Source organism: Vreelandella sp. 162(4c) (assembly GCF_058152265.1).
Window position 1 is genome coordinate 1,831,377 of record NZ_CM176981.1, and the last position, 24,399, is coordinate 1,855,775.

Here is a 24,399-nt window from a genome sequence, read left to right on the forward strand (position 1 = left end):
ATGCCCCGCTACCCCAACCACTTACTGAGTGAAGGCCCTGCTAATCCATTTCCGGGCATTAAGGTGCTAGAACGCCGACTTGGCAAGGTAATCCCCCATCGGCTGGGCTCTAACGAAGGCCTGGATATGCCTCACCGCGCCCTGCGCGATCACTTTGGCGATGCCCTGGTCGAACACGTTTACTGCTACGGCGACGCCGAGGCGCTGGGTGTTCGCAAACGTATTAGCGAACAACAGGGTATGGCGCTTGAAACCCTGCTGGTAGATGCCGGTGCCGATAGCTTGATTGCCCTGGCCCTGCGCACCACCTGCGAACCGGGTGAAACCGTGGTGAGCACTGCAGGCACTTACCCCACCTTGGGTTATTTTGCCAAAGGCCAGGGCTGCAACCTGGTAGAGCCCAGCTATTATGAAGCACCCGGCGTGCTGGCCCCCGACCTGGAAGCTCTGGCCGCCGCTGCCCATCAGGAAAACGCACGACTGGTCTATCTGGCCAACCCGGATAACCCCAGCGGCCACTTACACAGCGACAGCGACATCCTCAAGCTGCGCGATGCGCTGCCCGATACCTGCTGGCTGTTGTTGGACGAAGCCTATGGGGACTTCCGCGATGACGCGGGTAGCGAGTTCGCTGCTAAAGCAATACCGGGGGTGATTCGCCTGCGCACGCTTTCCAAGGCTCACGGCCTGGCGGGCCTGCGCATTGGCTACGCCATCGCCGACCCTGACGTGCTGGCGATGATGATGAAGGTGCGCATTCACTACGCAGTATCGTCGTTGACCCTGGCCGCTGCGGAAGTGGTACTCGACCACCCTGACGAAGTTCACCAACACGTCGCCGATGTAAAAGCCCGCCGTGAGCAGTTGGCTAAACACTTTCGCGAACTCGGTGCCGATGTGTTGCCCAGCGCCACCAACTTTATCGGCATTCGCCTGCCCAGCGCTGAACTCGCCGCCGAGGTACATCAGCAACTGCTCGCTGAAGGCGTTTTGGTCGCTCGTTTGGCACACCCAGAGCTTGCCAATGTAATACGTATTACGGCCGTGCAAGCCGCACTGGTGCCTGGAAGATTGGCGGCTCTCGAACAGGCTATTAAAGAGCACGCCTGATTAAATTAGTAAATTTGATAAAGGATGTATGCATGCAGATAGCTGTAAGCATCGAGGGCAGGTTTCCGCGAGGGCGCTGTGAACCCATCCCTGGGCGCTACTTTTGTCATCCATGACAAAAGACCCTCGCTTCAACCTGCCCTCGCAGCGGGTGACAGGGGTTGCATAGTTCTTACTTCCAACCCCAATAGTCCTAAGGCGTTAACCAATGCCTGAAGTCATCCAACTCACCCCGTACCGCCTGGCGATATAAGCCCTGCAGTTGCGCCGTCACGCTATCTGGGCTGATCGGCTCGTTGACAGGCGGCGCACCCGTTCGGGTGCCGATATGGCGACCATCCAGTTCGCGAAGCGGGAGTATTTCGGCGGCGGTGCCAGTTAAAAATGCCTCATCGGCAGTGTAGAGCTCATCACGAGTAATTCGCCGCTCGCGCACTTCAATACCCAGCACTTTTTGCGCCAGCTGAATCACGCTATCCCGGGTGATACCTTGCAGGCAGGACGTCACTTCCGGGGTGTGCAGCACGCCATCGCGGAGCAAGAAGACGTTAGCCGCCGAGGCTTCAGCCACATAGCCTTCCGGGTCGAGCATGATGGTTTCATCGAAACCGGCTTTGATCGCGGTATTCAGTGCCAGTATCGAGTTGACGTAGTGACCATTGGTTTTCGCCCGACACAAGCTGATATTGACGTGATGGCGAGCCCAGGAAGAGGTCAGCGCGCGCAAGCCGTGGGTGGCGGCCTGGGGCGAAATGTAGGGGCCTAGATCCCAGGCGGCGACCATTACGTGGGTGGTTAATCCTTGGGCGCGTAATCCTAAACCTTCCGCACCAAAAAACACGGTAGGTTTCAGATAGGCATTGCTCAGGCCGTTTTTGGCCAGGCACTCGCGCTGAGCCTCGATCAATTCCGCTTCACTAAACGGCAGCGGCATATCCAGCGAATGGGCGCTTTCTGCCAAGCGGCGGGTATGTTCAGCAGCACGAAATAGATGCGTGCCGCTGGGGCCAGCGTAAGCGCGTACGCCCTCAAAACAGCCCATGCCGTAGTGCAGCGTATGGGTGAAAACATGCACCTTGGCGTCGCGCCACTCACGCCACTCGCCATCCTGCCAGATCCAGCCGTCGCGGTCATAAAGCGGTGTCATTGTTTGCGTTGCTCCCACTGTTGGCGCCAGCTATCAATTAAGGTTTGCTGGTGCGATTGCAGAGCCTGGTAGCCCCAGGCGGCAATTTCATCGTTTTGCGGGTCGGGCACGGCAATGGCGCTGCCCGCCAGGGTCTGGATCACCGCGTGGCCGCAGAGCGGTACATAGCCTTCTGAATAACCACCTTCGTGAATAAACACCAGCTTGCCATCGCAGCAGCGCTCGGCCAGCGCTTTAAGCTGAGCGATCATGGTGGCGAACGCCTGGCTATTGAGCAGCATTTTGCCTAAGGGATCCTTAGCGCAGGCGTCGTAACCGCAGGCCACCACGATGAGTTCGGGCTTAAAGGCTTCCAACGCTGGCAGCACCAGCGTTTCCATGGCGTAGGCGTAGGCGCCCAGGCCACAGCCCGGTGGCAGCGGCAGGTTGAGATTGGCGCCCAGGCCTGCGCCTTCGCCCTGCTCGTCAAAACTGCCGGTTTCCAGCGGGTAGTTCGCCGCCTGATGAAGTGAAACGGTCAACACATCGGGCTCGCCATAAAATGCCGCCTGCTGACCGTTGCCGTGATGAACATCCCAATCGAGTATCGCTACCCGGTTAACCTGCCCCAAGGCCCGGGCGCGCATCACCGCCACGGGGATATTGCCCAGCAGACAAAACCCACGACCTTGATCGGCTTCGGCATGGTGCCCCGGTGGGCGGCATAGGGCATAGGCGTTGCTCACCTCGCCCTTCGCCACGGCTTCAACGGCGGCAATGGCCAGCCCTGCGGACTGCGTGGCCGCCGCCCAACTGCCGGGCATGTAAGGTGCACAGTCGCCGCCGTTGCCGCCCCGGGCTTTATCCCCTGTCTGCAGTTCATCCAGGTAACGCGGGGTGTGAAAACGCAGCAGGTCAGGAAGCGAAGCGGCGGGTGGTTTCACCACGTTCAGCTCATCAATCAGCCCGCTGACTTCAAGAATGTTCTTCAGCCGCCGTTTGCTTTCCGGGCTTTCCGAGGCGGCCTGGGGCTGTAAAAACTCACCGGGCGCGGAAAATACCCCAATCGCGCCCAGGTCGTGCCAAAAGCAGCGTTCATGCCAGTAGAAGCCGGTTCTGCTCATGCCGTAAAACCCTGCATAAAGGCAGCCAAGTTGGCGCTTAGATGCTCAGTGGGGTAGCCCCCTTCCTGAACAATCACCATGGGTAGCGCAAGCGCCGCTAACCGTTTGCCCACCTCGATAAACGCCTCGGTTTCCACGGTAAGCCCCGCCAGGGGATCATCTTTATGGGCATCCAAGCCTAGCGCTACCACTACAGCATCGGGCTCGTAGCGCTGCAGGTGATCAATTAGCACTGCCAGGGCGTCCAGATAGACATCCCCATCGCTGCCTACCGGCAAGGGCAGATTAACGTTAGCGCCTACCCCCTCTTCATCGCCCTCTTCATCAGCGCCGCCCCAAAAAAACGGATAGAAATCACTGGGGTCGGCGTGCAGCGAGCCCGTCCAGACATCGCTACGGTGATAAAAAATATCTTGGGTGCCGTTGCCGTGGTGCAGATCCACATCAATGATGGCTACTTTGGCGAAGCGTTCGCGCAGCACCGTGGCGGCCAGCGCTGAATTGTTCAGCAGGCAAAAGCCCCCGGCGCGCTCAGGCCCGGCATGGTGACCCGGCGGGCGGCACAGCGCATAGGCCGTTGGCGCTCCATTCAGCACCTCTTCTGCCGCCGCTTCGGCGCTAGCGGCTGAGGCCAGCGCGCCTTGGAAACTGGTGGCGCTTAGCGGGCAGGCCATATCGTGCAAATGCCAGCCCGCTTGCCCAATCGGGTGGCGCGGGTAGTGGTAGCCACCGCCGCAGGGGTGAATATTGGGCGCCACCACTTCCGCCGCATTGGGCAGCGCCTGCCAGCGAGCGTAAATGGTGTCCAAAAAAGTAAGGTAGCGCGGCGTATGGATCTGTTCCAGGCGCTTGCGCAGCGTAGGCGAATCGGCCTCGGCAGGTGCAGACAGGGTCAGCCCTGCCGTTGCCAGCCCTTGGGTAAGCAGTTCAGCGCGCACCGGGCCTTCCGGCGAAGGCGCAGGTTGGCCGCGCAGCAGAAAGGTCGGCGGCGCATACAACGCCTGATCAGGGTGATAAAAACACTTCATGGGTCGCAGTCCTTAGCTAAATTACAGCAGTGACGGAATCCAGGTAGAGAGCGCCGGAAACGCCGCCAGCAACACAATCACCACCAGGAACGACACGTAAAACGGCAGCGATGCCACGATTGCCCGTTCATAAGGCACCTCGGCTATTCGCGCGGCGGTCATCAGCGTCATCCCCACTGGCGGTGTCACGTTGGAGATATTGAGCACCACGATCATCAGGATCGCGAAGTGGAGCGGGTCAAAGCCCAGTTGGATCATCGCTGGCACCAGCACCGGGGCAATGACCACCAGTGCGGGCAGCACATCCATCACCGTGCCAATCACCAAGAGTAGCAGACACACCAGCATCAGTTGCACAAAGGCCGCATCGCTGAAAGTGGTGATCATGCTGGCCGCATCCCTGGCGATGCCCGAGCGGGTGACGAACCAGCCCAATACCGCCGAGGTGGCTAACAGGAAAAAAACCACACCGGAGAAGCGCACCGTGGTCACCAGCGCATCCCAAATTTTGCGCCAGGTAAGATTACGGTAGAAGACCACGCCAATCACGATGGCGTAAACCGCCGCAAACCCCGAGGCTTCGGTAATCGTGGTGAGCCCCGAGAGAATCCCGCCAAGAATAATCAGCGGCACCACCATGGCAGGCAGCGCGACTAACAGTGCAATGATGGCCGCCTTAAAGGGTGTAGGAGCCTGTTTCGGGTAGTTGCGCTTCCAGGCCAGGAAGAAGCTGACGCCCAGTAGCGCCAGCGCCATCAACAGGCCGGGAATAATGCCACCGGCAAACAGGTCAATCACCGAAATATCCCGCAGCAGTGTTGCGTATACCACCATCACCACGCTTGGGGGAATAATCGGCCCGATGATGGAAGAACAGGCGGTAACCGCAGCGGCGTATTCGGCATCGTAGCCCTGATTTTTCATCTCAGGAATCATGATTTTGCCGATGGCGACGGTATCGGTGACCGCCGCGCCGGTGAGACCCGCAAAGAACACCGAGACCGAGATATTCACATGGGAGAGTGACCCGCGCACCCGGCCGAACAGCGCATTGTTGAAGGCGATCAGCTTGTGAGTCAGCCCGCCCTGGTTCATCAGCTCAGCGGTGAAAATAAAGTAGGGCACGGCAATCAGCAGAAAGCCGGAGACGCCGGAGAACATGCGGTCGGCAATGATACCGAGCATGCGCTCGCCGCCGATGGCAAAGCCACCCGCTAGCCCCGACATGGCCATCACCACCGCTACCGGTGCTCCGATAAACAGCAGCACGACAAACGCAATAATTGCAGGAGTCATGAGCGGTGCTCCCCGTCAGAGGTGTCGATGAGTTCGCTAATCACGTCCTGCTCATCAATGAAGTGCTCCAGCAGGGCAAAGCCATGCACCAGATGCAGCAGCATGAGGACGCCACTGAGAGGCACCACGATAGCGGTCACCTTGCTGGGAATACGAATTTGATCAGAGACCATGTAAACCTGGGTGGCACTGGCGAAGTAATCCCAGCCGTACCACGTCAGCATCAGTGCAAACAGGCCAATCACCGCCAGGCAGAGCCCGGCAGCCACTTGCACCATTACTCTGGGCAAGCTGCGAACCAGCAGGGTCATGGCGACGTGCTCGCCATAGCGCAGCGAAATCGTCATGGAGAGAAAGCCGATCCAGGGCAGAAACAGCCGCGCCAGCGAGTAGGTCCAGCTAAGCGTGCTGCCAGTGATCAGCTTGTAGAGAAACGCAGTGAACGATATGCCCAGCATCGCCAGGATACAGCCCACACACACCACGATGGCCACCTGATTGACGAGATCGCTCAAGCGGCGCAAAGGAGTTAAAACGCCCATGGTTTTTCCTCACGCTGGGGCCTCACATTGCCCCAGCGTATATCGTTCGCTAACCGTTATTGGCCTTGTTTTTTTGACCCAGCTTTATTGGCCTAGGTTTTATTGACCCAGGTTTTATTGGCCATAAATGCGGTAGTCGTCTTCTGCCAACTGCTGGCCGACGCGTTCAACTTCGTCAAGCAGCCCCTGTACGCGGGCTTCGTCCATGCCGAAGTCATCGACGATCCACTCCTGCCAAGCGGGACGGGCAATTTCCGCCATCCGCTCACGCTCAGCGTCGGGCATCAGGTAGCACTCTTCAAAGCGTTCACAGGACTCCACCCAACTAGCGGTAGCCAGGGCACCCGACATACCGTGACTCAGTTGAATCGCTTCCCGTGCGGAGCTGATCACCGCCTGCTGATGCTCTTCGGGCAGCGACTGGTACCAGGACTCACTAACCACCCAGGGGGCGCTGTTATACACATGCCCGGTGAGCGTGGTGTAGTCAGTCACCGCATCGAAGTTGAAGGTGGTGTTGAGCACCGGCGCATTGAACTGGCCATCGGCAAGACCTGTTTCCAACGCGGTGATTAGCTCGCCCCAGGGCAACGGGGTGGCCGAAGCGCCTAGCGAGCGCATGATCGCCACGTGGGCGGGGTTCTCTTCAGTACGAATATTGAGCCCTTCTAAATCCTCGACGGTCTCAATCAAGCGCACATTGTTAGTGAAGGCGACGAAGCCACCGCCATCGTCGAAGGTACCCAGGTAACGCATATCAGCGGCTTCGACGGTGCCGGACATAAAGTCGGCGAACCACTCACTATCAAAGAAGCTCCACGCCTGACGCCAGTTGGTAAACAGGAACGGCGCCGTAACTACTTGGTAGTCTTCGTAGAAGGAGGACATCGCCCCGGCAGACATAATCGTCGACTGTAGCGTTCGTCCGCCCTGCACTTCGGAGCCGTTTTCTACCTCGGAGCCTAGCTGGCCGCCGCCAAAAATCGTGACCTCAAGATCCCCGTCGGTTCGCGCCTCCACCAGGTTCTTGAAATGCACCAGCGCCGGATAGATTTCGTTATTGCTCATATCCTCTGGCAACTGCGTGGCGATCACCATTTCATAGGATTGCGCTTGGGCATTGGCGCTGGCAATAGCCAACGGGAGCGCCGCCAGGGCGGCGAAAAATACTGATTTTTTTGCGTTCATAACACACCTCATTTTGTTTATTAGTCGGTCTTCGTTATGACTGGCGTTGCCACCTGATCGGTGACGATGTGGTGATTACTATTTTTGTTGTAAAAACCATATCTGTTGAAAAAACTATGTCTCCTGAAAAAGCTATGGTTATTCGAGAAGCGACTCCCACACTTCAATGGCAGCGGCCAGGTCTTCCAGCGAAGCCCCTACCGATTTGAATAGCGTGATGGCATCCGGTGCGGAGCGCCCCGATCTAGTCCCTGCTAGCACCTCAGCAAGCTCCGCCTGAATCTGGTCGAACTGGAATTCGCCCTCTTCAATGGCTTGCAGGATGTCGCCCGCCTCGCCTTTGGCACCGGCGTAGGTATCCACAAATACCTCTGAGCGACGCAGACACAGTGCATCGGTTTCGCGCATCTGTGGTCGAAACGCGCCGATCAGATCCAGGTGAGTGCCGGGCGTTAGCCACTCACCTTTAATCAGCGGCTGATTGGAGAGCGTTACGCAGCTAATGATGTCCGCCTCAGCGACAGCATCCGCTAATTCCTCCACCACATGGGTTTCGAAGCGTTCGGCGTACTCGTCGGCAATCGCCGCCGCTTTACTGGGATTGCGGCCCCAGATCAGCACACGTTTGATGGGGCGTACGCTGGCGTGGGCCTCGATCACCATAGGCGCCAACTTCCCCGTACCCACCACCAGCAGCGTTTCTGCGTTTTCATTGGCCAAGGCTTGAGCGGCCAGCGCGGAGGCCGCCGCCGTGCGACGCCGGGTTAGCTCGCTGCCATCGATACAGGCCAGCGGCTGGCCGTGCTTGCCCTCGCTGAGCAAGTAGAGCCCAGAGATCGCCGGGATACCGTGGTCGGCGTTTTGCGGAAACACGTTGACCATTTTCACGCCGATGTAACCCGCCGCTTCCCAGGCGGGCATTAGCAGCATGGTGGCTTCGCCATCTGGCCGGTGCATCGCATGGTGATGGCGGGGAGGAGACTCCACGCCATTCACGAACGTCGTGTGTAGCCGCTTGATCAAGCCATCCCACGTTAGGTGGCGAGTGACCTCTTCGGCAGAAACAACCCGCATATCAGGCCTCCGGCAGCGCGGCTACCACCATGATCTCCACTTTCCACTCGGGCTTGGCGAGCTGGGCTTCAAGCGCTGCACGCACAGGTGGGCGACCGGGCACGACCCAGGCGTCCCAGGCAGCGTTCATTTGGTCAAACTCCGCCATGCTGGTAACCCAGATTTGCGCTGAGATTAGGTGCTCTTTCGAGGTGCCCGCTTGGGCTAGCAGTTGATCGATACGCGCAAGCACCTGCTCGGTTTGGCCGCGCATATCCGCCGTGGCATCAGGAGGAACCTGGCCTGCCAGGTAAACGGTGCCGTTGTGAATCGCCACTTGGCTCATACGTGCATTGCTGTCTTGATAGGTAACGCCCATGGTGTTGCTCCTTGAAAGCGGTGCTGCTGATAAAAAGGGTCTTGATATAAGGGATTAGTCAAAGACTAAAGCGCTAGCAGGCAAATTACTTGCCCGAAGCTGAGATAGATTTGCCCGCAAGTCATGCAGGCAAGAAAATTTTATCACTAACGGTTCGGCGAGGGGCTAGCGGTCAGATGAGGGCCTAACGATCTGAAGAAGGGGAAAGCTCGAAATAACGCCGATAGGCACGGGAAAAACTGCCTTGATCGCGAAAGCCAACCAGCATGGCGATATGCCCCAGGCTGAGTGTGCTATGGCGAACCAAGGTGCGGGCATGCTCTAAGCGCCTGCGCTGTACATAGGCCAGCGGCGTTACGCCAGTCAGCTCGCGAAAGCAGCTGTGAAAGTGGCCTGGGCTCAAGGCACACAAAGCAGCTAACTGCTCCACACGGATCTCATCGGCAAGATGCTGATCCAACCAGGCATCCAGACGCGCAAGATCCAGGCGTTCGCTAATACAGTGTTGGCCCAACTGCCCAACCGCTGTGGAAGAGGTGTCATGCAGATACATGGTCAGCGCGCGTAACAGCAGAATCGCAATTTCGTTCTGTAGCGCGGGGCACTGTTCAAGCTGATTCGCCAGGGCGTGGGTAAGCTGGTTTAACGCGGGGGGGACGCTGAAAAAACGCGGTTTATCGAACAGGCGCTCAATCTCGCTGCCTTTCTCAAGCGAAGCTAACTGGGCAACGGGTATATCCAGAACTAAGGTACGATTGCTGCCATCGCCTTGGTACTCGTGGTGGCGCGATGAGGGAATCAGACACCCACGGCGGGCGGTCACCCGCTCCCCCTGACCTTCCATCGAAAGCTCTGTAACACCACAGGTAGCTAGAATGAGTTGATGGAAGTCGTGGGTATGGGCCACCTGCTCTTGGGCTAAATTGCGGCTATGCAGCTCAAAATGGGCCATGGTGGGGTACCGTCTGTACATCGAATGCTATTCCAGCACTATAAAACGGCTAAGCAACAAAAAGCGAGAGTGAAGCTAACTGTAGGCTAACGCTCTTCCCGGTAAGTGCACGGTATTTATCTAAGCGCGCTGGCTGTCATCCGCCAGTCATGGACTCAAGATAGCTTATTCGTAAGCTGCCACAAGAGTCAAAACAACATGCCACAGCGCCGACGCCCCTCTCTCAACTCTCCTCTCAGTGACCAGGAAGTCGCGGCCCTCACTCAATTAGCCAACGGCAATGCCCTACATCTACAGCGTAAAGCTGAACGCGAAGCACGACTAGCGCCAACTTTAACGCTGCTTCACTCAGCGGCGTCAACGACCGAGACGCCGTTGAGCGGTATGAAGATACTGATGATTTCGGATGTCTACTTTCCCCGCGTTAATGGTGTTTCCACCTCCATCGCCAGTTTTCGCGGTGCCCTTGAGCGTTTGGGCCACTCGGTCATGCTGATCTGCCCCGATTATCCTGTGGGCCAAGTGGACGAACCGGGCGTATTGCGCATCCGCTCGCGCCAGGTACCCGGCGACCCGGAGGATCGCATGATGCGCTACCGGGACTTGATCGCCCTGGCACCGCAGCTTGCCGCTGAAGCCTTTGACCTTATTCATGTCCACACCCCCTTTACCGCCCACTATGCCGGTGTAGCGCTGGGGCGTCGGCTTGGGCTTCCAGTGGTAGCGACCTACCACACCCTGTTTGAGGAGTATGTTCACCACTATATCCGTTGGCTTCCACGACGTTGGCTGAGGCTGGCCGCGCGTCGGCTTTCAGTGCGCCAGTGCCAGCAGCTCGACGCCTTGGTCGCTCCTTCACGAGCAATGCAGGAAGCCCTTACCCGCTACGGAGTGACCACGCCCTCCACGGTCATTCCCACCGGTTTGTCGCTGGAGTCGTTCTGCCACTCTCAGGGAGCCCAGGATGATAGCGACTTTCGTGCTCATTACGATCTACCTACAGATGCGCGCCTGCTGCTCTATGTAGGCCGCGCCGCCTTTGAGAAGAACATCAATTTTCTGATCGATATGCTGCCCAAGGTATTAGCCGAACACCCCAACACCCGGCTGATCATTACCGGCGAAGGCCCGGCCCATGACTCGCTTGTCCGGCGCGCCCAGGAAGTTGGCGTGGCAGAATCGGTGCTGTTCCTCGGCTATCTCAACCGCAGCGGCCCGCTGCAAGCCGCCTACCGCGCCGCCGACGTTTTTGTATTTGCGTCACGCACGGAAACCCAGGGGCTGGTACTGCTGGAAGCGATGGCACTAGGCACGCCAGTGGTTTCCACCGCCATGATGGGCACGCTGGATGTACTAAAAGAAGGAGAAGGCTGCCTAATCGCCGAGGATAACCACGGCAACTTCGCTACCAAAGTCAACCGTCTGCTAAGCGATGACACCCTGCGCCAACAGCTCGCCGAACGCGCCCAAGCCTACGCCGCTAGCTGGCACGAAGATGCCAAAAGTGCGGAACTCGCGAGTCTTTATCATCAGATCGCGGCTGAGCGTTTGGCTAGTGAGAGAAAGTAAGCGCCGAACTCTCCGCTGACACTTTGTTGACACATTCGGGCACTTAGGAGGGAAAAACTCAAATTGCAGACACAAAAAAAGGCACCTAAGTGCCTGATTTTAAAGTTGGTGCCGGTGGCCAGACTCGAACTGGCACACCCGTAAAGGCGGCGGATTTTGAATCCGCTGCGTCTACCAATTCCGCCACACCGGCAATGGCTGCGCATTATACGTAAATGTCGAGGTAGGTCAATCACATTGACTGACTTTATGCAGCCAAAGCGCTATCCTATGCCGCCTGTTTGATCAACGCTAAGAGTTATACGCCATGCAGCGCGCGGATTTTCATTACGAGCTACCCGACGAATTAATTGCTCGCTACCCTTCTGAACAGCGTAGCGACTGCCGTTTGCTGTGCGTGGATGGCCAGAGCGGCGCGCTGGAACACCGCCGCTTTCCCGATTTGCTTGAGCTTCTGGAGCCCGGCGACCTGTTGGTGTTTAACGACACCCGGGTGATTCCGGCGCGCCTGCACGGCCATAAGGCCAGCGGCGGCAAAGTGGAGATGTTACTGGAGCGCCCGCTGGATGCTCACCGTGGCTTGGCGCATATTCGTTCGAGTAAGTCGCCGAAGCCCGGCACCGAGCTGATTTTCGAGGGCGATATTCACGCCATCGTAGAAGGCCGCCGTGATGCCCTGTTCGAGCTGCGCTTTTTAGGCGATACGCCGATGATCGCGCTGCTTGAAAAGCACGGCCATATGCCACTGCCACCGTATATTACCCGGGAAGACGAACTCAGCGACCGTGAGCGTTACCAAACCGTCTATGCCCGGTGTGATGGTGCAGTAGCGGCGCCGACCGCCGGGCTGCATTTTGATCAGCCACTGCTGGACGCCCTTGCCGATAAAGGCATTAACCGTGCCTTTGTGACGCTGCATGTGGGCGCGGGCACTTTTCAGCCGGTGCGCGTCGACAACATCCTTGAACACCATATGCACAGCGAGTGGATTGAGGTCACGGAAGCTACCTGCCAGCAAGTGCGCGAGACCCTGGCAGCAGGCAAGCGGGTGGTGGCAGTGGGCACCACCAGCGTGCGTTGCCTGGAAAGCGCCTGCATGAAAAGTAGCGACGGACAGATCGCGCCTTATAGTGGCGATACCGACATTTTCATCTACCCCGGTTACCAGTGGCGCTGCGTGGATGCTTTAATTACCAATTTCCACCTACCGGAATCGACGCTGCTAATGCTGGTGTCCTCCTTCGTGGGCTATGACACCATCATGCACGCCTATCAACGGGCAGTGGCCGAGCGCTATGCGTTCTTTAGCTATGGCGACGCCATGCTGTTGACACGCTAGGTATTGCTGCTGATTGTTGACCCGCTTGCCCTGCACCCGTCGCGCCAAACGAACGAGATTAACGAGTTACTTTATATGCGAAACGAATGCTTTATGCGCTTTGAGCGCTTGGCCGACGATGGCCGTGCGCGCCGTGGCCGCCTCCACTTCCCCCGTGGCACAGTGGAGACCCCGGCGTTTATGCCAGTAGGCACCTACGGCACGGTGAAAGGCATGACGCCCGATTCCGTCAAAGAGATCGGCGCCGAAATCATCCTCGGCAACACCTTTCACCTGTGGCTGCGCCCTGGCACCGAGGTGATTGAAGCTCACGGCGACCTGCATGACTTCGCCCAGTGGGACAAACCGATTCTGACCGACTCCGGCGGTTTTCAGGTCTTCTCCCTCGGTGAGACGCGCAAGATCACCGAGCAGGGCGTGCACTTCCGCTCGCCGGTGGATGGCAGCAAAGTCTTTATGGGCCCGGAAGAGTCCATGGCGGTTCAGCGTTCGCTGGGCTCCGATGTGGTGATGATCTTTGACGAGTGCACGCCCTACCCGGCCACGTTTGACGAAGCCGAGAAATCCATGGAGCTATCGCTGCGCTGGGCCAAACGCTCGCGGGATGCCCATGGCGACTCGCCTTCCGCGCTGTTCGGCATCATTCAGGGCGGCATGCACCCTGAGCTGCGCGAACGCTCGCTCAAAGGGCTGCTGGAAATCGGCTTTGATGGTTTGGCGATTGGCGGGCTTTCCGTCGGCGAACCGAAAGAAGAGATGATCAAGGTGCTCGACTACCTGCCCACCTGGATGCCGGATGAGATGCCTCGCTACCTAATGGGCGTCGGCAAACCCGAAGACCTGGTGGAAGGCGTGCGCCGGGGTGTGGATATGTTCGATTGCGTAATGCCCACCCGCAACGCGCGTAACGGCCACCTGTTCACCTCGGAAGGCACGGTCAAAATTCGTAACGCCAAGCACCGTTTTGACACCCGCCCGCTTGATGAAGAGTGTGATTGCCATACTTGCCAGAATTTCTCACGAGGCTACTTGCACCATTTGGATCGCTGCAATGAAATGCTCGGCTCGATGCTCAACACCATCCACAACTTACGTTACTACCAGCGTGTGATGGCCGATTTGCGCGCGGCAATTGAAGCGGGTACATTGACGACCTTTGTGGAAGGCTTCTATGCGCGGCGTGGCTTGCCAGTGCCTCCGCTAAGCCAGCCCTGACGAATTAATCGCCACGCGCCTTGGCGCGTGGTTTAAACTGTTTGGCTATGTTTTAAAAACCAGGCTTTTTACAAACCAAGCTTTCAAAACCAAGCATCTAAAAACCTAAGCTTTTCTAACTCAGGAGTTCTCTGCAATGCTGGATTTCTTCATCTCACCAGCCCATGCCCAAGAAGCCGCCGCTGGCGGTGGTATTGCGCAAATCGTCATGCTGGTCGGTTTCGTGCTGATTTTTTACTTCCTGTTGTGGCGCCCGCAAGCCAAGCGCGCCAAGCAGCACAAGCAGCTGGTCACCAACCTGGACAAAGGCGATGAGATCGTTATTGGCGGCGGTTTGGTAGGTCGTATCACTAAGGTGAGCGACGAATTCCTGACCATCGAGATCTCTGAAGGCACCGAAGTTAACGTGCAGAAGAACGCCGTTGCCGCCGTACTGCCTAAAGGCACCATCAAGTCCATCTAAACCTTGTAATACCCCTGCCGAGCCAGTGCCAGCCACCCCGGCAGGGGTGACATGGTATGAATGATGGTGAACTTTGCTGTGCGCGGCGTGTCCGTGCACAGCATTCCGTTTGTAATTGAAGGCAGGGCTTGCATGCTCAACCGTTACCCCCTGTGGAAGTATCTGCTGATACTGGTCGTCCTGGTGGTTGGCCTTATCTACTCGCTTCCCAATCTATTCCCCGAAGATCCCGCCATCCAAATTAGCAGCGCCCAAGGCGACTCGCTGGATGCGCGTCAGATAGACCGTGTTGAAACCGCGCTCAGCGAACACGATATTGAGATCAAAGCCCTCGAAGAAGAGAACGGGCAGTGGCTTATTCGTTTACGCCACGATGACGATCAACTTCCTGCTCGCGACATTGCCGCTGACCTTTTAGGCGATGATGCGACGGTAGCGCTAAACCTCGCCGAAGCAACGCCAGAATGGCTACAGGCATTCTCTGCTTCCCCCATGACGCTGGGCCTTGATTTGCGCGGTGGCGTGCACTTCCTGCTCGAAGTGGATATGGACGCCGCGCTGACCCAGCGTCTGGAAGTCAACGCCAGCGCCATGCGTGAGCTGCTACGCGACGAGCGGATTCGCTATCGTAATACCGATATCGAGGAGCGCACGCTGTCGATCGATTTTGCCAGCGCCGAAGACCGCGATACGGCCCGCAGCCTGATCAGCCGTGACTTTCCTGAATTTGAATACAGCAGTGAAGGCGATGGCCGCGCTTCAACGCTGGTAATGACGCTTAGCGATCAATCGGTAAACGAAATTCAGGATTACGCGATCAACCAGAACTTGACCACCCTACGCAACCGGGTCAATGAGCTGGGCGTGGCTGAGCCTATGGTGCAGCGCCAAGGCCCCAACCAGATCGTGGTGGAGCTGCCGGGCATCCAGGACACCGTGGCGGCCAAGCGTATTGTCGGCGCAACGGCGAACCTGGAGTTCCGCCTGGAAGCGCGCAACGATACGCCGGATAACGAAACGGAAACCCTCACCTTCCGAAATGAGCCTTCGCGCTCTGCCGAGCTAATGCGCGACGTGATCATTACCGGCGATAGTGTCTCCAGTGCCAGCAACAGCTTTGATGAGAATGGTCGCCCGCAGGTCAATATTGATCTGGACGGCACCGGCGGTACGCTAATGAACCGTGCCACACGCACCAATATCGGCCGCAATATGGCGGTGCTGTTCATCGAGCATAAGAGTGAAGACACCGTGGTGGTCGACCCGGAAACGGGCGAAGAGACCATTGAGCGCGAGCCTTACGTTGAGCGCGGCCTGATCAGTTTGGCCACTATTCAAAGTGCGCTTGGCAACAGCTTCCGGATCACCGGTTTGGATTCGCCGACAGAAGCCGCTGAGCTGGCGTTGCTGCTGCGTTCGGGCTCCCTTGCGGCTCCCATCTACTTCGTCCAAGAACGCACCATTGGGCCAAGCCTGGGCGCTGAAAACATTGAGCGGGGCCTGCTCTCGGTACAGATTGGCTTGCTGCTGGTCGTGCTGTTTATGCTGGTGCGCTATAAGGTGTTTGGCGTGTTTGCCAATATCGCCCTGGCGCTGAACTTAACACTGCTGGTCGCGGTGATGTCGATGCTGGGCGCCACGCTGACGCTGCCAGGTATTGCCGGTATCGTACTGACACTGGGCATGGCGGTAGATGCCAACGTGCTGATTTTCGAGCGAATACGTGAAGAGCTGCGTAACGGCATGTCAGTTCAGCAAGCGATCCAAGCCGGCTATGAGCGCGCCTTCACCTCCATCGTTGACGCTAACATCACCACGCTGCTGGTGGCCGTTATCCTGTTCTCGATTGGCTCCGGCCCGGTGAAAGGGTTCGCCGTCACGCTCTCTATCGGCATTTTGACGTCGCTGTTCACCGCTCTGATGGTGACTCGCGCCATGGTCAACTTGGCCTATGGCAGCAAACCCGTCAAAAAGCTGTGGATTTAAAGAGCATGGATTTGAAAAGCATGAATTTAAACCACGTGCTTAGCCCAGAACTGAAGAGGTGGTAATGAAACCCCTATCACACCTGCGAATCGACTTTATGGGACGGCGCAACATCGCGTTTGCCGTCTCCGCTGTGTTACTGATCGTGTCGATTGGCGCCATCCTGTTCCAGCAGCTCAACCTAGGGCTGGACTTTACTGGCGGTACGCTGATTGAGGTGCGCTACGGCGCTGCGCCCTCCCTGGACGCTATTCGTGTGCTGCTCGAAGAGAGCGGCTTTCAAGATGTCTCGGTGCAAACCTTTGGGGCATCAACCGAAGTCTTGATTCGTCTCCAGCAGGCGTTTGACGCTGATGTAGGCGGCGAGGTAGTAAACCTGCTACGCGCGAGTGGTAATAGCGTTGACCTTGTTCGCTCTGAGTTTGTTGGTTCCCAGGTAGGTGACCAACTGCGTGACCAGAGTGGATTGGGTCTGCTGGTAGCGCTCGGCGTGGTCATGCTCTATGTGGCCTTCCGCTTTCAGTACAAGTTTGCGATTGGCGCACTGCTGGCACTGCTGCACGATGTGATTATCGTAGTGGGCGTGTTCGCTCTGTTTCAGCTCGATTTCGACCTTACCGTATTGGCAGCCATCCTGGCAGTTATCGGCTACTCGTTGAACGATACCATCGTGGTTTATGATCGCGTCCGCGAAGCCATCCGCACTTCGCGTATCGACGATATGCCGCAGATCTTCAACGAAGCGATTAACGCCACGCTCTCGCGCACCTTGGCAACCTCGGGCACCACCATTCTGGTACTGCTCGCTCTGCTGCTATTGGGCGGGGATATGATTGAGAATTTCGCCATTGCGCTGCTGGTCGGCATCGTTGTGGGTACGTTCTCGTCTATCTATATTGCTGCGGCGCTACTGCTACCACTGAAGCTGTCGCGAGAAGATTTGATTCCCACCAAGAAAGAGTTCGACGAAGAAGAGGAAGAGCTGCCTTAACGGCGCATCTCTATACTCCTCTTATTTAGCCTACAAAAAAGCCCCTGCTGGGAATCCAGCAGGGGCTTTTTTTGTCTTTAAAAACGGTCGTCTTTAAAGCTTTTATCTTTAAAAGCTTAGCATTGCTACTTAAAAGTGCGGCGTGAGCTGCTTGATCAGCGCTTTATAGAGACGCGGCCCGGCTGCCATTAGCTGCCCTTCCACTTTCACCGTAGGCTGGCCGTCCGGCGTACCCATCAAGGCGCCCGCCTCTTTCAGGAACAGCGTGCCTACCAGCATATCCTGCTCTTCCAGGCCGAGCACAAAAGCGCTATCCACTCGCCCAGTGGCCAACTCGCACAAATCCAGCAGCCCACAGCCGGTGGCCAGCAGGTTTTCTACCTGTGGGGCAAGCTGCTGTGAAACGGTTAAATAGGCAGGTAAATTGCGCGGGCGCAGCCAAACTTCCGGCAAGCTCATGGCCATACGCGTGCCGCTAATGGCGGTAGGCTTGCTAACGCGCATGCGCTTGTCGTTGTGCTGGGCGCCGCGGCCGCGGCTGGCGATATATTCATCGTCGGCGAACGGACAGATAATCACCGCGTGTTCGGGACGACCTTTGTTAAGACACACCACTGAGAGTGCAAAGCCCTTGCCGGCAACGGCTAAATTAGAGTAGCCGTGCATCGGTTCAATTTTCCAGACGATATCCGCGCCTTCGCCTTCACCCGCGCGGTGCGGGGTAAAGCGGCCGGTAACACCGTGCTGGGGATAACCGCGCTCCAACTGCTGAACAATCGTCGCTTCGGCCTTGCGCGCCGTCTCGTCGAGTAGGCGGTCAAGGTTAAATTCATCGTGCGCGTTTTCAATACGTTCGCGTACGCGTAGGAAGTGCTCAACAGCGCCGCGTGCAGCACGCAGCGTAAATTGGACCATCGGATTCATGATCGGGCCTTGTGACAGTGATGTTAAAGAACGTAATGCTAATCATAGAGCATAAGTAGGCGCAGGTGCCGCCTTTGGCGCGCAATTCTAGCAGACCACTCTCGGGCATACCACCGACTCATGCTAGACTGCGCGCTTTACGCGATAATAATCACCCTCTTTATTCACCGAGCCTTATCATGCTTGAGCGCATTCGCATTGTTCTTATCGGCACCAGCCATCCCGGCAATATCGGCGGCGTGGCACGCGCCATGCACAATATGGGCCTGGCAGATTTAGCCCTCGTTGCCCCCCGCTGTGAAGTGATTACCCAGGACAGCATTTCCCGTGCTTCCGGCGCTGACCACCTCCTTCATCAAGCCAGTGTGCATGCCTCACTGGAAGAGGCGGTAGCTGATTGCACTCTGGCCGTGGGCGCCAGTGCGCGCTCACGCACTCTGCCCTGGCCGATGCTCTCACCGCGGGAGTTAGCTGACCGGCTGCCCGCCGAGTGCCAGGCTGCTGAGTCCCGCGTGGCGCTGGTATTCGGGCGCGAGGACAGCGGCCTTACCAATGCTGAATTACAGCGCTGCCACGCACATGTGCATATTCCTACCAATGCCGACTTTAGCTCACTCAATTTGGCCGCAGCGGTTCAGGTGCTTGCCTATGAGTGTCGCATGGCGTGGCTAAGCCAATCAGATGGCCAAGCGGATGCACCTCCAACTGTGCCAAATGATGACGATGATCTGGCCACCCACGCCGAGCTAGAGCGCTACTTTGAGCACTTAGAGCGCACGCTGATTGGTATTGACTTCCACGACCCTGATCAGCCACGACAGCTAATGGCGAGACTGCGCCGCTTGTACCTGCGCGCTCGCCCAGAACGCATGGAAATGAATATTTTGCGTGGAATTCTGTCGGCTACCGAAAAGGCTGCGAACACCAAGCAACCCAAGCCGTAATTTATTAGGCTGGAAACGCTAAGCTTGAAGTTGATGCTGCGTGCCCCAACTTCGCTATTCTGCTAACGTGATTTCTCTATTGATATTCCAAGAACCGGCGATATTTCAAAAATCCGTTCTAATAGTTCAATAGCTAGACGCCGCCTTATATAACGCCAAGGAACACCTCATGTTTCAACGTCTACGTGAAGACATCAACAGCGTATTTGACCGCGACCCGGCCGCACGTAACTTTCTTGAGGTGCTGACCAACTATCCTGGCCTGCACGCCCTCCTGCTGCATCGCTGCGGCCACTGGCTGTGGAAAAAAAACCTCAAGTGGCTAGCGCGGACGCTATCGACGTTTTCACGCTGGCTCACCGGCGTTGAAATTCACCCTGGCGCCACGATTGGTCGGCGGTTTTTTATTGATCACGGCATGGGTGTGGTGATTGGCGAAACGGCGCTGGTGGGCGATAACGTAACGCTCTATCAAGGTGTCACCCTGGGCGGCACCAGCTGGAACAAAGGCAAGCGCCATCCCACCTTGGGGGATGGCGTGATTGTCGGTGCGGGCGCCAAAATACTGGGGCCCTTTACGGTCGGCGCTGGAGCGAAAATTGGCTCTAATGCCGTGGTCACCAAAGAAGTACCGCCGGGCGCCACGGTGGTAGGTATTCCCGGTAAAATCGTTAAACGCGCCGACCCCGATGTGGAAGAAGCACTGGATGTCGACCCCGCCCGACGCGAAGCCATCTGCCAAAAATTTGGCTTTGACGCCTACGGCGTCAGCCAGGACATGCCCGACCCCGTAGCCCGTTCGATGCAGGCAATGCTCGACCATATGCACGCCGTGGATGAGCGCATTGAGCGCATGTGCTCTACCCTGCGTAAGCTAGATGACAACTACCGTGACGGCCAGTTACCGGCGCTGCGCGATGAAGATTTTGCCGATATTCTGGACGAGAACGATACCGGCTGCACCGGCGTTGGCAAGCACTCGGCCACTCCACCATCAGCCGAGCAAGAAACGCTGCCGCCGCGTAATGGTTGACCAAAGCACTCAGGTTTTCCCATAATGGCAGCACATTTGCCGTTAGTGCGCTGAGCTTTCAGCGTCGAGGGGCTTGCCATGCGCTTGACCACTAAAGGCCGTTACGCCGTTACCGCCATGCTCGATTTAGCCTTGCATGCCCACAACGGCCCGACCAGCCTAAGCGATATCTCCCAGCGTCAAGAGATATCGCTCTCCTATTTAGAGCAGCTTTTTGCTCGCCTGCGCCGTGCAGGCTTGGTCAACAGCGTGCGCGGCCCAGGCGGCGGCTATCTGCTTTCGCAGCCTGCGGACGCGATTAGCGTTTCAAAGGTGATTGACGCAGTAAATGAAAGCGTTGATGCCACCCGTTGCCAGGGGCTCTCTGACTGCCAACAGGGTGACACCTGCTTGACCCACCATTTGTGGTGCGAGCTCTCCGTGCAGATACGCCATTTTCTTGACGATATGACCCTGGCACAACTGATGCTGCGTCCTGATGTCATACGTATTGCGTCGCGACAGAAACAGCGTGCCGAGGCAGGCATTCTCGCCTCTTCACCCTGATCCCACGACACAAACCCGATTACCTTGATCGATCAACCGCTGGAACGTAACGATGACCACACCCACGCTGCCCATTTACCTGGATTACGCCGCCACCGCGCCGGCGGATGCCCGCGTGGTTGAGGTTATGCAACGCTACCTGACGGTTGACCAGCTATTTGCCAACCCGGCTTCGCGCAGCCATATGCTGGGCTGGCAGGCAGAGCAGGTGATTGAGCAGGCGCGCCGCCAGGTGGCCGATGCCATTGGCGCCGACCCGAGAGAGATCGTCTGGACCAGCGGCGCCACCGAAGCTGACAACCTAGCGCTGATTGGTTTTATGCGCGCCAACCGCGAGCGTGGCCTACACTTGGTGACCTCGACGATTGAGCATAAAGCCATCGTTGACACTGCCCATGCGCTGGAGAAAGAGGGCTTTGAGATTACCTGGCTAACGCCGGGCCAGGATGGCCGTATTGAACCCGAACAGCTGCGCGCAGCGATGCGCGATGACACCGCGCTGGTTTCATTGATGGCGGTTAACAACGAACTGGGCAGTATCAACGATATCTCGGCTCTAGCGGCCGTTGCCCATGAGTTTGGCGCGGCGTTTCATACGGATGCTGCCCAGGCGGTGGGGCGTATTCCCTTAGACGTAGTGGCTCAGCAGATCGACCTGATGTCGCTGTCCGGCCATAAAACTTACGGCCCTAAAGGCGTCGGGGCGCTTTATGTGAAGCGCCACCCGGACATCCGCGTTGAGGCGCTGATACATGGCGGCGGTCATGAGCGCGGTATGCGCTCTGGCACCCTGCCGACACACCAAATTGCTGGCATGGGTGAAGCCTTTGCACTGATGCAGCAGCAGTACGACGAAGACAACGTCCATATTATGGGCTTGCAGCAGCGCTTTCTGCGTGGCCTGGAGGGGCTTGATGGTGTGTTCTCGAACACGCCGCTGAATGACACTGAAAAGCGAGCAGTACCCAACATTCTCAATCTGGCATTCGAAGGTGTCGACGGCGAGTCACTGCTGATGGCGTTGCGCGATGTAGCGGTCTCCACCGGATCGGCGTGCAACTCGGCCAGCGTCGACCCGTCCTATGTGCTGCTCGGCATCGGCACACCACGCTCGCTGGCGCTCTCATCGCTGCGTTTTAGCTTCGGGCGCTTTACCACCGAAGCCGACATTGATCATGCGCTAACGCTCATACGCCATGCGGTGAGCGGTTTACGTACACCGCCCCGTCAAGCGGCTGACTAGCTGACTATTTTTAAGGAGGACGCCTCATGGCAACACTCAATATTACCCCGGCTGCCGCACAACAGATTCGTCACGTGCTCGACGAGCGCGGCCAAGGCCTCGGCCTGCGCGTCTCGGTCAAGCCAAGCGGTTGCTCTGGCTATAGCTACGTGCTCGATTTTGCCGACACCGTCAGTGACGAAGAAGTCCATTTTGAAGCCCACGGTGCCAGCGTCTATGTCGCTCCCGATGCGGTAGAGATGCTTAACGGTAGCGAAGTGGATTACGTCAGCGAAGGGCTGAACCGCTTTTTCCGCTTCAACAACCCTAACGTCAAAGATGAGTGTGGCTGCGGTGAGAGCTTTACCGTCTAAGCATTGCTTGGTCAGCTTCATCGCCGGTATTCATACCCCGGCTTAAGCGCTATAATCACGCCCCTGGATACACAAGCGCAGGCAGCCGGGTTACGCCCGCATGCTTTTTTGACACATTAGCGTTTAAAAACGCTAACTGCCGAAGCGCTATTAACTGAATCATTTTCTGGGCCGCCCTGGCCTTCTAGGGCGGCACTTTTTGCTTAAGCCTTTTTAAGGAGACCATTTACATGGCTACTGAACGCACTCTTTCTATTATCAAGCCTGATGCCGTTGCCAAGAATGCTATCGGTGACATCATTGCTCGCTTCGAAAAAGCGGGTCTAAAAGTCGTCGCAGCCAAAATGGTTCATCTCTCTGAAGAGAAGGCTGGCGGCTTCTACGCAGAACACAAAGAGCGTCCGTTCTTTAAAGACCTGGTTGGCTTCATGACCTCTGGGCCGGTGGTTGTACAAGTGCTTGAAGGTGAAGGCGCCATCGCTAAAAACCGTGACCTGATGGGTGCGACCAACCCGAAAGAAGCGGCACCCGGCACTATTCGCGCCGATTTTGCGGAAACAATTGACGCCAATGCTGTCCATGGTTCTGATTCTCCGGAAAGCGCTGAGCGCGAAATTAGCTACTTCTTTGGCAACGACGAAATCTGCCCGCGCTAAGCCTTTAAGGTAGCGCCGCCGAATCAACTTTCGTTGCCGGCCATTTTGCGGGGGCTAGTCCCCCGCCCCTTTCTATAACGCTGACCGCCATGACCACCACTGTAGCCCAACACACGCCCGCCCCACATACTGACGCCGCCAGCAAGCCTGCTGCAAAAGCGACGCCTGAGCGTCAAAACCTGCTTGGCATGTCCCGTGAGCAGATGGAAGCCTTCTTTTTGTCGATCGGCGAAAAGAAGTTCCGTGCCGCGCAGCTAATGAAGTGGATTCACCAGGAAGGCAGCGATGACTTTGCTGCCATGACGAACCTTTCCAAAGCACTGCGTGAAAAACTGGCCCGGCTGGCAGAAATTCGTGGCCCAGGGGTGATTTATGAGGGTACTTCCAGCGACGGCACCCGTAAGTGGGTGCTGGAAGTGGAAGACGGCAGCTATGTAGAAACGGTACTGATCCCGGCGGAGAACGGTAAGCGCCGCACGCTATGCGTTTCCTCCCAGGTCGGCTGCTCGCTGGACTGCAGCTTCTGCTCCACCGGCAAGCAGGGGTTTCAGCGCAACTTAACCGCTGCTGAAATTATCGGCCAGGTATGGGTCGCTCAGCGCAGCGTTGGCCCGCGGCGTGATACGGCGAACCGTCCGGTGACCAACGTAGTGATGATGGGCATGGGCGAACCGTTGCTCAACTTCGACAACGTTGTGCCTGCCATGAAGCTGATGCTCGACGACAACGGCTATGGCCTGTCCAAGCGCCGCGTGACGCTGTCGACCTCTGGCGTGGTGCCGATGATCGACAAACTTGGCGATGAAATGGACGTTAGCTTGGCGATTTCGCTGCATGCGTCTACGGACGAGTTGCGCAATGAGCTGGTGCCCATCAACCGTAAGTACAATATTCGCACGTTGCTGGATGCTTGCCACCGCTACCTTTCCAAATGCCCGGACAATCGTCAGGTCACCATTGAGTACACGCTGATCAAGGACGTCAACGATCAGCAGGAGCACGCCGAGCAGCTTGCTGCATTGCTTAAAGAGCTGCCGTGTAAGATCAACCTGATCCCGTTTAACCCGTTCCCAAACTCTGGGTACGAAAAACCGTCGCGTAATCAGGTTATGCGCTTCCAGCAGTGGTTGTATGATTTAGGCTACAACGCCACGGTTAGAACAACCCGAGGTGAAGATATTGATGCTGCCTGTGGCCAGCTCGTTGGTCGCGTGAAAGACCGCACCAAACGCAGCGCGCGCTATATCCAGTCAGTACAGCTCGACGCGGACTAGGGGGTGGAGTGTCGAAAACCGGGCTTATCTTGACTTCCGCTTGGCACGGCGCTTTGATGGTCACG

The 24,399-nt window shown here is 57.3% G+C and carries 24 protein-coding genes and 1 tRNA gene; 14 read left to right on the forward strand and 11 right to left on the reverse strand.

Going from position 1 to position 24,399, the window contains the following annotated elements; translation table 11 throughout:
- Complete coding sequence (locus tag AC4EYZ_RS08250; RefSeq protein WP_474192153.1) at positions 1 to 1,110, forward strand: pyridoxal phosphate-dependent aminotransferase; 1,110 nt, start codon at positions 1 to 3, stop codon at positions 1,108 to 1,110.
- Positions 1,111 to 1,303: 193 nt separating this feature from the next.
- Here the strand turns inward: AC4EYZ_RS08250 and AC4EYZ_RS08255 are convergent, their stop codons facing one another.
- From AC4EYZ_RS08255 to AC4EYZ_RS08295, 9 genes are all read right to left on the reverse strand, one after another.
- Positions 1,304 to 2,257: a branched-chain amino acid transaminase gene (locus tag AC4EYZ_RS08255; RefSeq protein WP_474192152.1), complete on the reverse strand. Its 954-nt coding sequence runs from the start codon at positions 2,255 to 2,257 to the stop codon at positions 1,304 to 1,306.
- Positions 2,254 to 3,360 carry a class II histone deacetylase gene (locus AC4EYZ_RS08260; protein ID WP_490204218.1) on the reverse strand — a complete coding sequence of 369 codons (1,107 nt, stop codon included), beginning with the start codon at positions 3,358 to 3,360 and terminating at the stop codon, positions 2,254 to 2,256. Before AC4EYZ_RS08260 ends, AC4EYZ_RS08255 begins: the two co-directional genes overlap by 4 nt.
- A complete protein-coding gene (locus AC4EYZ_RS08265; RefSeq protein ID WP_474193264.1) occupies positions 3,357 to 4,388 on the reverse strand; it encodes a histone deacetylase family protein in 1,032 nt (343 codons plus the stop codon). The genes AC4EYZ_RS08260 and AC4EYZ_RS08265 overlap by 4 nt, the downstream gene beginning before the upstream one ends.
- 21 nt (positions 4,389 to 4,409) lie before the next feature.
- Complete coding sequence (locus AC4EYZ_RS08270; protein ID WP_041157569.1) at positions 4,410 to 5,684, reverse strand: TRAP transporter large permease; 1,275 nt, start codon at positions 5,682 to 5,684, stop codon at positions 4,410 to 4,412.
- Positions 5,681 to 6,226 carry a TRAP transporter small permease gene (locus tag AC4EYZ_RS08275; protein ID WP_027957415.1) on the reverse strand — a complete coding sequence of 182 codons (546 nt, stop codon included), beginning with the start codon at positions 6,224 to 6,226 and terminating at the stop codon, positions 5,681 to 5,683. Before AC4EYZ_RS08275 ends, AC4EYZ_RS08270 begins: the two co-directional genes overlap by 4 nt.
- 114 nt (positions 6,227 to 6,340) lie before the next feature.
- Positions 6,341 to 7,414, reverse strand: coding sequence for a TRAP transporter substrate-binding protein DctP (gene dctP / locus AC4EYZ_RS08280; protein WP_027957416.1), 1,074 nt, complete (start codon positions 7,412 to 7,414; stop codon positions 6,341 to 6,343).
- 138 nt (positions 7,415 to 7,552) lie between these two features.
- Complete coding sequence (lhpI, locus tag AC4EYZ_RS08285; RefSeq protein ID WP_457547381.1) at positions 7,553 to 8,488, reverse strand: bifunctional Delta(1)-pyrroline-2-carboxylate/Delta(1)-piperideine-2-carboxylate reductase; 936 nt, start codon at positions 8,486 to 8,488, stop codon at positions 7,553 to 7,555.
- A 1-nt stretch (position 8,489) separates the two neighbouring features.
- Positions 8,490 to 8,846, reverse strand: coding sequence for a RidA family protein (locus tag AC4EYZ_RS08290; RefSeq protein ID WP_008959745.1), 357 nt, complete (start codon positions 8,844 to 8,846; stop codon positions 8,490 to 8,492).
- Positions 8,847 to 9,030: 184 nt separating this feature from the next.
- The gene (locus AC4EYZ_RS08295; RefSeq protein WP_027957418.1) at positions 9,031 to 9,798 is read right to left on the reverse strand and encodes a helix-turn-helix transcriptional regulator; all 768 of its coding nucleotides are present in this window, start codon (positions 9,796 to 9,798) and stop codon (positions 9,031 to 9,033) included.
- A gap of 198 nt (positions 9,799 to 9,996) precedes the next feature.
- Here AC4EYZ_RS08295 and AC4EYZ_RS08300 point away from each other — a divergent pair, with 198 nt between their 5' ends.
- Positions 9,997 to 11,367: a glycosyltransferase gene (locus AC4EYZ_RS08300; RefSeq protein ID WP_474192195.1), complete on the forward strand. Its 1,371-nt coding sequence runs from the start codon at positions 9,997 to 9,999 to the stop codon at positions 11,365 to 11,367.
- 106 nt (positions 11,368 to 11,473) lie between these two features.
- Here the strand turns inward: AC4EYZ_RS08300 and AC4EYZ_RS08305 are convergent.
- Positions 11,474 to 11,560 (reverse strand) — tRNA-Leu (locus AC4EYZ_RS08305).
- 114 nt (positions 11,561 to 11,674) lie between these two features.
- Between AC4EYZ_RS08305 and queA the strand changes: the two genes are divergently transcribed.
- The 5 genes from queA (at position 11,675) to secF (ending at position 17,361) form a co-directional block, all read left to right on the forward strand.
- Positions 11,675 to 12,706 (forward strand): tRNA preQ1(34) S-adenosylmethionine ribosyltransferase-isomerase QueA, encoded by a 1,032-nt coding sequence (gene queA, locus AC4EYZ_RS08310; protein WP_474192194.1) that lies wholly within the window; start codon positions 11,675 to 11,677, stop codon positions 12,704 to 12,706.
- 93 nt (positions 12,707 to 12,799) lie between these two features.
- Positions 12,800 to 13,921: a tRNA guanosine(34) transglycosylase Tgt gene (tgt, locus tag AC4EYZ_RS08315; protein ID WP_027957421.1), complete on the forward strand. Its 1,122-nt coding sequence runs from the start codon at positions 12,800 to 12,802 to the stop codon at positions 13,919 to 13,921.
- Between the two features lie 136 nt (positions 13,922 to 14,057).
- On the forward strand, positions 14,058 to 14,384 hold the full coding sequence (gene yajC, locus AC4EYZ_RS08320; protein ID WP_007111584.1) for a preprotein translocase subunit YajC: 327 nt from the start codon (positions 14,058 to 14,060) through the stop codon (positions 14,382 to 14,384).
- Between the two features lie 132 nt (positions 14,385 to 14,516).
- Positions 14,517 to 16,370, forward strand: coding sequence for a protein translocase subunit SecD (gene secD, locus AC4EYZ_RS08325; RefSeq protein WP_053857131.1), 1,854 nt, complete (start codon positions 14,517 to 14,519; stop codon positions 16,368 to 16,370).
- Between the two features lie 64 nt (positions 16,371 to 16,434).
- Positions 16,435 to 17,361 carry a protein translocase subunit SecF gene (gene secF / locus AC4EYZ_RS08330; protein ID WP_022520069.1) on the forward strand — a complete coding sequence of 309 codons (927 nt, stop codon included), beginning with the start codon at positions 16,435 to 16,437 and terminating at the stop codon, positions 17,359 to 17,361.
- A 129-nt stretch (positions 17,362 to 17,490) separates the two neighbouring features.
- Here the strand turns inward: secF and AC4EYZ_RS08335 are convergent, their stop codons facing one another.
- Positions 17,491 to 18,285 carry an inositol monophosphatase family protein gene (locus AC4EYZ_RS08335; protein ID WP_474193060.1) on the reverse strand — a complete coding sequence of 265 codons (795 nt, stop codon included), beginning with the start codon at positions 18,283 to 18,285 and terminating at the stop codon, positions 17,491 to 17,493.
- Between the two features lie 179 nt (positions 18,286 to 18,464).
- Between AC4EYZ_RS08335 and AC4EYZ_RS08340 the strand changes: the two genes are divergently transcribed.
- The 7 genes from AC4EYZ_RS08340 (at position 18,465) to rlmN (ending at position 24,334) form a co-directional block, all read left to right on the forward strand.
- Positions 18,465 to 19,229 carry an RNA methyltransferase gene (locus tag AC4EYZ_RS08340; protein WP_474193061.1) on the forward strand — a complete coding sequence of 255 codons (765 nt, stop codon included), beginning with the start codon at positions 18,465 to 18,467 and terminating at the stop codon, positions 19,227 to 19,229.
- A gap of 169 nt (positions 19,230 to 19,398) precedes the next feature.
- Complete coding sequence (gene cysE / locus AC4EYZ_RS08345) at positions 19,399 to 20,262, forward strand: serine O-acetyltransferase (RefSeq protein WP_490204219.1); 864 nt, start codon at positions 19,399 to 19,401, stop codon at positions 20,260 to 20,262.
- A gap of 78 nt (positions 20,263 to 20,340) precedes the next feature.
- Complete coding sequence (gene iscR / locus AC4EYZ_RS08350; protein ID WP_022520074.1) at positions 20,341 to 20,808, forward strand: Fe-S cluster assembly transcriptional regulator IscR; 468 nt, start codon at positions 20,341 to 20,343, stop codon at positions 20,806 to 20,808.
- Positions 20,809 to 20,860: 52 nt separating this feature from the next.
- Positions 20,861 to 22,051, forward strand: coding sequence for an aminotransferase class V-fold PLP-dependent enzyme (locus AC4EYZ_RS08355; RefSeq protein ID WP_159176040.1), 1,191 nt, complete (start codon positions 20,861 to 20,863; stop codon positions 22,049 to 22,051).
- Positions 22,052 to 22,077: 26 nt separating this feature from the next.
- Complete coding sequence (locus tag AC4EYZ_RS08360) at positions 22,078 to 22,404, forward strand: HesB/IscA family protein (protein ID WP_022520076.1); 327 nt, start codon at positions 22,078 to 22,080, stop codon at positions 22,402 to 22,404.
- A gap of 230 nt (positions 22,405 to 22,634) precedes the next feature.
- Positions 22,635 to 23,060 (forward strand): nucleoside-diphosphate kinase, encoded by a 426-nt coding sequence (gene ndk, locus AC4EYZ_RS08365; protein ID WP_022520077.1) that lies wholly within the window; start codon positions 22,635 to 22,637, stop codon positions 23,058 to 23,060.
- 89 nt (positions 23,061 to 23,149) lie between these two features.
- Positions 23,150 to 24,334, forward strand: a complete 1,185-nt coding sequence (gene rlmN / locus AC4EYZ_RS08370) for a dual-specificity RNA methyltransferase RlmN (protein WP_138800466.1) — start codon at positions 23,150 to 23,152, stop codon at positions 24,332 to 24,334.
- The last annotated feature ends 65 nt before the right edge of the window (positions 24,335 to 24,399 follow it).

Coding starts and splice junctions, on each gene's coding strand:
- AC4EYZ_RS08250 (WP_474192153.1), top strand. CDS start 1: ATGCCCCGCTACCCCAACCACTTACTGAGTGAAGGCCCTGCTAATCCA.
- AC4EYZ_RS08255 (WP_474192152.1), bottom strand. CDS start 2,257: ATGACACCGCTTTATGACCGCGACGGCTGGATCTGGCAGGATGGCGAG.
- AC4EYZ_RS08260 (WP_490204218.1), bottom strand. CDS start 3,360: ATGAGCAGAACCGGCTTCTACTGGCATGAACGCTGCTTTTGGCACGAC.
- AC4EYZ_RS08265 (WP_474193264.1), bottom strand. CDS start 4,388: ATGAAGTGTTTTTATCACCCTGATCAGGCGTTGTATGCGCCGCCGACC.
- AC4EYZ_RS08270 (WP_041157569.1), bottom strand. CDS start 5,684: ATGACTCCTGCAATTATTGCGTTTGTCGTGCTGCTGTTTATCGGAGCA.
- AC4EYZ_RS08275 (WP_027957415.1), bottom strand. CDS start 6,226: ATGGGCGTTTTAACTCCTTTGCGCCGCTTGAGCGATCTCGTCAATCAG.
- dctP (WP_027957416.1), bottom strand. CDS start 7,414: ATGAACGCAAAAAAATCAGTATTTTTCGCCGCCCTGGCGGCGCTCCCG.
- lhpI (WP_457547381.1), bottom strand. CDS start 8,488: ATGCGGGTTGTTTCTGCCGAAGAGGTCACTCGCCACCTAACGTGGGAT.
- AC4EYZ_RS08290 (WP_008959745.1), bottom strand. CDS start 8,846: ATGGGCGTTACCTATCAAGACAGCAATGCACGTATGAGCCAAGTGGCG.
- AC4EYZ_RS08295 (WP_027957418.1), bottom strand. CDS start 9,798: ATGGCCCATTTTGAGCTGCATAGCCGCAATTTAGCCCAAGAGCAGGTG.
- AC4EYZ_RS08300 (WP_474192195.1), top strand. CDS start 9,997: ATGCCACAGCGCCGACGCCCCTCTCTCAACTCTCCTCTCAGTGACCAG.
- queA (WP_474192194.1), top strand. CDS start 11,675: ATGCAGCGCGCGGATTTTCATTACGAGCTACCCGACGAATTAATTGCT.
- tgt (WP_027957421.1), top strand. CDS start 12,800: ATGCGCTTTGAGCGCTTGGCCGACGATGGCCGTGCGCGCCGTGGCCGC.
- yajC (WP_007111584.1), top strand. CDS start 14,058: ATGCTGGATTTCTTCATCTCACCAGCCCATGCCCAAGAAGCCGCCGCT.
- secD (WP_053857131.1), top strand. CDS start 14,517: ATGCTCAACCGTTACCCCCTGTGGAAGTATCTGCTGATACTGGTCGTC.
- secF (WP_022520069.1), top strand. CDS start 16,435: ATGAAACCCCTATCACACCTGCGAATCGACTTTATGGGACGGCGCAAC.
- AC4EYZ_RS08335 (WP_474193060.1), bottom strand. CDS start 18,285: ATGAATCCGATGGTCCAATTTACGCTGCGTGCTGCACGCGGCGCTGTT.
- AC4EYZ_RS08340 (WP_474193061.1), top strand. CDS start 18,465: ATGCTTGAGCGCATTCGCATTGTTCTTATCGGCACCAGCCATCCCGGC.
- cysE (WP_490204219.1), top strand. CDS start 19,399: ATGTTTCAACGTCTACGTGAAGACATCAACAGCGTATTTGACCGCGAC.
- iscR (WP_022520074.1), top strand. CDS start 20,341: ATGCGCTTGACCACTAAAGGCCGTTACGCCGTTACCGCCATGCTCGAT.
- AC4EYZ_RS08355 (WP_159176040.1), top strand. CDS start 20,861: ATGACCACACCCACGCTGCCCATTTACCTGGATTACGCCGCCACCGCG.
- AC4EYZ_RS08360 (WP_022520076.1), top strand. CDS start 22,078: ATGGCAACACTCAATATTACCCCGGCTGCCGCACAACAGATTCGTCAC.
- ndk (WP_022520077.1), top strand. CDS start 22,635: ATGGCTACTGAACGCACTCTTTCTATTATCAAGCCTGATGCCGTTGCC.
- rlmN (WP_138800466.1), top strand. CDS start 23,150: ATGACCACCACTGTAGCCCAACACACGCCCGCCCCACATACTGACGCC.